Source organism: Pedobacter sp. HMWF019, assembly GCF_003061025.1.
In the GTDB taxonomy this organism is placed as follows: Bacteria; Bacteroidota; Bacteroidia; order Sphingobacteriales; family Sphingobacteriaceae; genus Pedobacter.
The window spans coordinates 1-8387 of the sequence record NZ_QAIL01000026.1 but is presented as its reverse complement, the minus strand read 5'-3'; the positions used below and the strand labels follow the sequence as shown (position 1 = coordinate 8387).

The window sequence follows — 8387 nt, the reverse complement described above, 5'->3', positions numbered from 1 at the left end:
TCTTTAAACTTTGAGTGAAAATTATACTTAAAAACTCTATTTTTATTTCAAATACTAATTAACGTAATCATATGAAAATTGAGTTTGTACATATTCAGAATTTTCGCAAACTAAAAGATTGTCGGATCGACTTTACAGACAATCAAACACTTTTTGTAGGAGCCAACAACAGTGGTAAAACAACTGCAATGGATGCTCTGATACTATTCTTCAAATTAAAAACGAAGTTCACAACACGTGATTTCACATTATCAAATTGGGGAAAACTGAATGCCTTAGGTGAAGAATGGTGTAATGCAGGTTTGGAAGATTTGAATCTAAATATAGATCAGTGGGTTAGTCATCTTCCGGCTTTGGACGTATGGTTGCGGGTTGAGGAGCGTGAATTACATTATATACATCATCTGATACCGACACTGGAATGGAAAGGTGGGTTATTGGGGATTAGATTGAGATATGAACCATTAGATATAAATGAATTATTTCGGGAATTTACGTCAGCATCCAAAATTGCAAAAAGTCTTGTCAAACTTGGAAAGGTAGATAGCGATGATTTTAATATATGGCCTGTGACACTTTGGGATTTTCTTGATCAGAAAAGCAATCTAAACAAATTTTTTAAGGTTCATACGTATCTTTTAGATCCTGAACAATCTTCATCACCTCAAATATTGAATGTGAGTGATATTCCAATAGAAGGGGACGCCTTCAATGGATTAATCAAAATAGATATTATTAATGCTCAGCGTGGATTTTCTGATGTTAATTCTGATAGCCATGAAAGTGTTTCGAGCATCAAAAATTTATCTGGACAGCTTCGCAGTTATTATGACAAACATCTAAATCCTACAATCAATCCAACAACGGATGATATTAATGCATTACGTGCTATTAATGATGCTAAGAAACTTTTTGACCAGAATTTAAAGGAATGTTTTAAAGAGTCACTTGCGGAGCTTGAAATTTTAAATTATCCTGGCTTTGGCAATCCCACAATTAATTTATCTAGTCAATTCAATACACTTGATGGATTAAATCATGAATCTGCTGTCCAATATGTTCTTGAAGAAGGATTATCACTTCCGGAAAAGTATAATGGGCTTGGCTATCAAAACTTAATTTCAATCATTTTCAAATTAATCCGTTTTCGTGATGAGTGGATGCAAGTTGGTAAAAATTTTAATGATAAAACAGATTTGGGGGTAATCGAGTTTGAACCATTACACTTAGTATTGATTGAAGAACCTGAAGCTCATTTGCATGCACAAGTTCAACAGGTCTTTATAAAAAAAGCGTACGAAATATTACGAAGTCATGCAAATTTACAAGCTGGTGGGAACTTTAGCACTCAACTTGTGATCAGCACCCATTCTAATCATATTGCACATGAAGCTAAATTTACCTCACTACGATATTTTAGGAGATCGGAACCTTTGCCCGGAATTAGTCAAACTTCTACCGTTGTAAATCTTTCGAAAACCTTCGGAAGTGACGATGAGACAACGAAATTTGCGATTCGATATTTGAAAACGACTCACTGCGATTTGTTTTTTGCTGATGCTGTTATTTTAGTAGAAGGGCCTGCAGAAAGAATGTTAGTACCTTATTTCATTAAGCAACATAGTGAACTTGACAATTGTTATTTGTCACTACTAGAAATTGGGGGAAGTCATGCCCATACACTCAAGCCCTTAATTGAAAGTTTAGGGATTATTTGCCTTGTGATTACGGATTTGGATTCTGTTGATCCTAATTCAAATTACTCAAAGGTGCAGCCAGGAAAGTCTAAAGAATTTCAAACGGGGAATGAAACAATTAAAACCTGGCTCCCGAAGATTAAAGATCTTGATGGTTTGCTTGTGTTGGATGAGGAAAAAAAGGAATCTAATGATAATCCGATTAAAGTAGCTTATCAAATCCCTATTCAATTAATACAATGTAAAAATCCTGTAGAGGTTTACCCCTATACCTTCGAAGATTCATTAGTATTAACAAACCTTTCATTGTTTTCCACTATCACTGGTGGAACGGGGCTAATTAAAAAGATGGTTAATGCAGCAACAGAATCGGATCCCGAAAGGTCAGCAACGCTGATGTACGAAGCAATCACAGCTAAAGGAGCTAAGAAAGCTGAATTTGCCCTTGAACTTCTATATTTCCAGGATCCTCAGACACTACAACCACCTGAATATATTAATCAGGGGCTCGCTTGGATTGAGAAAAAATTAGCAGTTAATAAACCTGGATTAAAAACGACTAGGATATGAGTGAAATCCAAAATGGGAATGACATTGATGTAGGGGTCGATGAAGAAATATTCAATTGCTTAAACCCTGCATGCCCTAAAAGTTTTTTTCTCTTCGCCGGGGCTGGATCGGGCAAAACCAGATCTCTTGTTAATGTATTGGGCAGATTTAAAATTGATTATGGTAGCAGTTTTCGTTTAAGGAGGCAGAAGGTAGCTATTATCACTTATACAAATGCAGCTGCAGATGAAATTACACATCGTCTGGAACATGATCCTATATTTAGTATCAGTACTATTCACAGCTTTAGTTGGGAGTTGATTAGTCATCTTACCCAAGATATTCGTTTGTGGTTAAAACAAAACATCAAATTGGAAATAGAAGAACTTGAAATTGCTCAGGCAAAGAGCAGAGATTTGATGAATAAAACCTCTATGGAAAGAGCAAGGAAAATCGAATCAAAATCAAAACGACTAGAATCATTAGATTCAATTCTGAAGTTTACATACAATCCTAATGGAGACAATACAACAAGAGATGCATTAAATCATACAGAAGTAATTGCACTTACAGCTTATTTCATAAAAAATAAACCGCTCATGCAAGACATTGTTTCAGATCGATTTCCAGTGATTCTAGTCGATGAGAGTCAGGATACAAAGAAGGATTTAATTGATTCGCTGTTTGAACTTCAAGTGAAAAAACAGACAAGGTTATCACTTGGATTATTCGGTGATACAATGCAAAGGATTTATTCCGATGGAAAGGAAAACCTCGGCCGAGAACTTCCGTTAGGATGGATTACTCCTTCTAAGAAAATGAATCATCGCTCCAATAAGCGTATCATTAACTTAGTAAATGATATTCGTAAAAGTGTAGATAGTCAATTTCAAATCCCTAGAGTTGAAAAGGAAGAGGGTTTCGTGAAGCTTTTTATTTCTCCAAGGACCTCTGATAAAACAGAAATTGAAAAAATGGCAGCAAGAAAAATGGCTGAACTTACTGGAGATAAGCTTTGGATGCCAGACCATGATAAGTTCAAAATATTAATATTAGAGCATCATATGGCAGCGAAGAGAATGGGTTTTTTCGATTTTTTTGAGCCATTATACGAACAGGATGTTCTGAAGACGGGATTATTAGATGGCTCTCTTTCTAGTATTGGTTTTTTTACAAGAATAATATTGCCACTAGTTGAAGCACATCAGGAAGGTAACAAATTTAAAATAGCTAAAATTGTAAAACACTCTTCAGCACTGCTAAGAAAGAATGAACTATCTTTAAGTGAGACTCAACTCAGCCAAGTTAAAAAGGCTAATGATGCAGTCCAAAGTCTATTTTTGCTATGGGAAAGCAATAAGGAACCTACTTCATTGCAGGTTTTGCGTAATGTTGCTGAATCTGGACTTTTCCCAATTCCAGATGCTCTGTACCCTCTCGCTACTATCTTGTCAGATATTGTTGAAGAATCTGCAGAGCCTGCTGAAAGTAAAGATGACATGCTAGCTGCCTGGAATAAAGCATTAGAAACTCCCTTCTCTCAAATTTACAATTACAACGCATACTTAAGTGAAAGTTCAAGATTTGGAACACATCAGGGGGTCAAAGGATTAGAATATCCTAGAGTAATGGTAATTATTGATGATGAAGAGTCTAAAGGCTTTATGTTTAGTTATGATAAACTATTTGGAGCAAAAGAGTTAAGCACTGGTGACCACAAGAATATTCATGAGGGGAAGGAAACAGGTATTGATCGTACAAGACGGCTGTTTTATGTTGCATGCTCTCGGGCTAAAGAAAGTCTAGCTATAGTTGCTTATTCTGACAATCCTCAAGCAGTTAGAAGAAATGCTATTGAATTTGGATGGTTCAATGATGAAGAAATAGAAATATTATAATTTGTTATACATAGTTGTGTAGTTTTTGAATGAACAGCATGAAATAAAATCGTTAGTTTTATAGAATAATGTATAGATTTTTACTATAAGCTAAACAAGATACGCTAAATGAACAAGACAATACAATTTGATTTCGAAGCTTCACAAGAAGAAACAGATCTTTTAAAAAACATTTTAAAATGTAATGATCAACAACTTGGGGATGAGCTCTCAAAAATTGCAAAAGCTTCCTTATCGGAGTATAATAAGATGATCCTAGGTCAGCGAGTATTTACAAGAGGGAAAGACATGCAAGAATTCAGACTGCTCAACTTGATCAAATATTATTTTGATGGACAAATTCCCGGTGAACAACAAATCTGCGCACTTTTTCAAGTGACCCCAACCGAAGCCCGTGGTCTTATCCGAGCCATCACTGCAAAATATCAATATGAGCTCAGTACCATTATTTTTGAGTCGCTTAAACGTCTGTTAGATGATGAAGCTTTGAAGAATGCTAATGCAGATTTTAAACTTCCCATTAATAATCTATTTTTTAAGGATGAATTAAATAAGATCCTTGGATCGATTAGCACTAAGCTCCCTATAGTTGTGAAAGATTCAGAAACTAATGGGATATATACAATTCAAAATTCATCCTATAACGAATTGTGTAATCATTTTAGGATAGCACCAACAATAAAAGATTACAATGCATAATATATCCGATATCCTATCCTCCGCGAGTTTACTGGTAGCAATTCTTACCACTATATATAGTCTGTTTTATCCTGAAATCAAAGGTGTTTTAGATATCAGTCCAAAATCTGGAAGCCTAAAAAAGGATAATGCCTTAGATTACGAAAAAGCAAAGATTATTCGGAACAGTAAAGTTATACCATTATTTTTTGGGTCTATTGTACTTACCCTTGTATTTATTCCTGAGTTTATTAATCAACTTAAAATTGCCTATCAGTATTATAGATCCACAGGCTTTGATATGGAAAATTATAATACCGCGACTGCGAGTTTTGTAGTGGTTACAGCATTCTCCATTTTGTTGACCGTCAATATCATTATTATTTCGTTCAAATATATGATCCAACTCAAGAATCTAAATCCCGAATAGATTGTTTTTTAACTGCATTTACATTTTAACAGTGTTTGTGATAGCCTCTGTGTGGACTTTACCATATAGCATTGGATAATTTATTGAATTCAGCTAGTGATTTAAAGCAGTCGTATTTCTGTGAGATGGTCAGCCAGTGCTTTATAAATATGGCATTCCCAGTAATTCGGACCGTATTGAATAGAAAAACCATTGTAACGCGCTAATAATTGAGCTCTAATATCAGCATCTATCCACCCATCACCCATCATATACTGAATCGTTTTTATCTCGGAAGATAGCCGATTGTTCGATTTCTTGTTGTATTTTTCTAAAAGACCAAGTGCACTAAAATGACGGTTAATTAACGCAAATTGTAAATTGTTGATTTCAGCAGGTTGTATAAGTGTAAAACTTAGTATTGCGATATTTCGGATAAATTGCATGTCAGCAATTAAAAATGGATACTGCAAGAAGCGATCATCATAAAAATTAAGAAACGTTTTAACATTATTTGATCGCCAAGTCTCGTTCTTTTGTTGATTACATTTAAAACAGCAAGGTAATAGGTTTTTGGTCAAAATAGAATATTCAGGAAATTCAGTTTGGCCAACATAGTGATCAAGAGTGTAAGGTGTGTCAATCATACAATATGGGCACAGGTCCCGGACCGCCGGTGGCTGATGATTATAATAGTTAGCTCTGAATTGTGTAAACGAATTGGTACTGCTGGAATAACATTTCTGTAAAGCGGTACGAATGTTTTGATCGTCTGTAGCAAAATGTGATTCGGGCTGTCCGCAAAGGCTGTCAAAATCATTCAGGTAGGTTAGATAGGCCTGTTCAATCCGTTGACATATTGGCTGAAGTATTATGCGGGATTTGTGTTTTTTTTCACTGACTACTATTCGGAAAAACTGGTATTCGTCGAGGTGGATGTAATTACAATTGACCATTATCGGATCGGATTATCGTTTGTAAGTATACTTTAGCATTAAAACTGAGCTGGTTATTGAAAATGCTATCAATCTGATCCATCGTGAAGCGATTGGCCAGTTCGTGTAAAGTGATTTTATAAAGTGCGTTCTCTTGATCTATCCGAAAAATATCATTGTTGATATTAGTCAGATTTTCACCTAGACACTCGATAAGTGGCTGACGAATCATCGGGATGTTGTCTTCCCGTTCTAAAATTCGGATGAAACGTGAGGGAATCTCTTGGACAATAACCGGAGAGTGTGTAGCTAGTATACAAACTGAACCGAAATTTCGTAGCACATAACGTAAAGCGGAAATTAGTTTCCCCGCTATGTTTGGATGTAGGTGTGTCTCTGGTTCATCAAAAATAACAATTGAATTCTGCTCCATAACAGAAATCAACCGCGTTATAAAATGAAAGATAATTCGCTGACCCGAACTTAGACCAGAATTGAGTTTTTCTTCAAAATCCTGTTGAGAAACAATAGTTTCCAGTTGAGCTAGATTCATGCGCATAAAATCGATGTCTAACGAGTTCTGTATACAGTTCAACCAAATGTTCTTTCTCGTACGGCTTTTCAATAAGTGGCTATATGCGCGCCAAAGCCGATTTGCAATATGCGCCTCATCTAATTGTCCTTTGTTATCCTTGAAGCTGATCAGCTCATAACTTATGTCTTCTGTTTTTGGTATCTCAAACTTGTCAAATAAACTGAAACTAACAGCAATAATCTTCGTAAACAAGGGGCGTTTCGATCGGAATTCACCGGCTTCGTTGTTGTTGGATAATTTTTTTGCGAGCTGTGACAATATCTGTGTTTTACCGGTTCCATTCTTACCGATAAGACAAAAGAAGCTGTTTGGTAAACTGTTATCACAGTTGAAACTAAAGTCAATCACATGAGGCATTGCAGCGCCCGATACCATATATTCGAAAGTAAAATTAAATTGAGGATCTGGATTAATTAACCCTTGTTGTAAAAGATCGTTTGATTCATATAGTGTTTTTAGTGCTTCGCTTGAGCGTACTAAGGACCTTTGGAAGCCAGGTAGTTGTTCAAATTCCTCGCGTATGCCAGGAATTAATACGCAATCGCGTAATGCTCGCCCAATATCTATAAACTCCGAAGGAAAGCTTATTCGAAGCGTTTTATAATACGATAATGTTTGTCCAAGTGAACAAAAATCAGGTGATAGGGAAGTGAAATGGCGGCTCAGCTTTGTCGTTGTCTCATCTCGTTGTAAGATTTTTATTTCTCCAAATCCTTCTCGTGTTTCGGTCGATGTATAGAGGAATAGCTCAAAACAGGTTTGGAAACCAAAGTCATTCCATATTTTTGGAATTAATGCAAAACAGGGATATTGCCAATGTGCTTCAGGTTTTTCCAAATACTCCTTGACATAGAAATTAATTCGGTTCAAAACAGTATCTCGGTTTTCCCAGATATCCAATACTTTGTCGATTACATCCTGCTTATGCACCTGTCGGATGCCTTGTTGTAGCATGTAACGAAATATTTGTGTATCACTCAAATCATACCATTCAACCTCTGCATAAAGCAACCAATCTTCAAATGGTACTTTATGATCTTCCAATGATCGCTGTAACTGTGGAAGTTCAGTGATTGGTTGAAGTGACGAGATCACTTTTCCGAGTGCGTATACGGTGAACCCCTCAGTAATTAGTACAATATCGTTAATCCTGAATGGAAATTTATCGACAGTGATAACAATTCGTTGATTTTGAATAATATCAAAAAAACTCGGATTACGTGATTCCCAGTTGCAGCCAAGTTTCCAGAATTTGATTTTTCGTTTAACGTCGAAACCTAGATCACGAAGGATTTGGTTAACCTGTTTACCACCGTAAATCTTACCGGGATCATCACCAGTTGCCAACTTGTGTGCATAGCGGATAATTTCTTTGGGAGGATAAGCCCTACCTTCAATAAAAACCTCGTAACCTGTTCCTGGATGAAGTGAAATTTGGTTGGACTCTATTTGGCTGGTAGCTTCAAGTATGTGGTCTTTGGTAATTGATTTTGCCTGAAATGACATGATATAGATTTAAGTCTAAAAGTAATCAACAAGAAGGGTATTGCAAAAAAAATGATATAACTGCAGTTTGTCGTTGCTGCTCATCTACAGTACATTTTGGTTGTTTGAATAATGTTTTGT

At 35.9% G+C, this 8387-nt stretch carries 6 protein-coding genes; 4 read left to right on the top strand and 2 right to left on the bottom strand.

All coding sequences use genetic code 11. The features are described from left to right. Window positions 1–71: 71 nt before the first annotated feature. From DBR11_RS01620 to DBR11_RS01605, 4 genes are all read left to right on the top strand, one after another. A complete protein-coding gene (locus DBR11_RS01620) occupies window positions 72–2267 on the top strand; it encodes an ATP-dependent endonuclease (RefSeq protein WP_108549863.1) in 2196 nt (731 codons plus the stop codon). Beyond that, on the top strand, window positions 2264–4144 hold the full coding sequence (locus tag DBR11_RS01615; RefSeq protein WP_108549862.1) for a UvrD-helicase domain-containing protein: 1881 nt from the start codon (window positions 2264–2266) through the stop codon (window positions 4142–4144). The genes DBR11_RS01620 and DBR11_RS01615 overlap by 4 nt, the downstream gene beginning before the upstream one ends. 108 nt (window positions 4145–4252) lie before the next feature. Beyond that, window positions 4253–4843 carry a hypothetical protein gene (locus tag DBR11_RS01610; RefSeq protein WP_108549861.1) on the top strand — a complete coding sequence of 197 codons (591 nt, stop codon included), beginning with the start codon at window positions 4253–4255 and terminating at the stop codon, window positions 4841–4843. Next, window positions 4836–5252, top strand: a complete 417-nt coding sequence (locus DBR11_RS01605; RefSeq protein WP_108549860.1) for a hypothetical protein — start codon at window positions 4836–4838, stop codon at window positions 5250–5252. Before DBR11_RS01610 ends, DBR11_RS01605 begins: the two co-directional genes overlap by 8 nt. A gap of 101 nt (window positions 5253–5353) precedes the next feature. Here DBR11_RS01605 and DBR11_RS29345 read toward each other — a convergent pair whose 3' ends face one another. Further along, on the bottom strand, window positions 5354–5878 hold the full coding sequence (locus tag DBR11_RS29345; protein ID WP_146186436.1) for a hypothetical protein: 525 nt from the start codon (window positions 5876–5878) through the stop codon (window positions 5354–5356). 295 nt (window positions 5879–6173) lie between these two features. Further along, window positions 6174–8267, bottom strand: coding sequence for an AAA family ATPase (locus DBR11_RS01595; RefSeq protein WP_108549858.1), 2094 nt, complete (start codon window positions 8265–8267; stop codon window positions 6174–6176). Window positions 8268–8387: the final 120 nt, after the last annotated feature.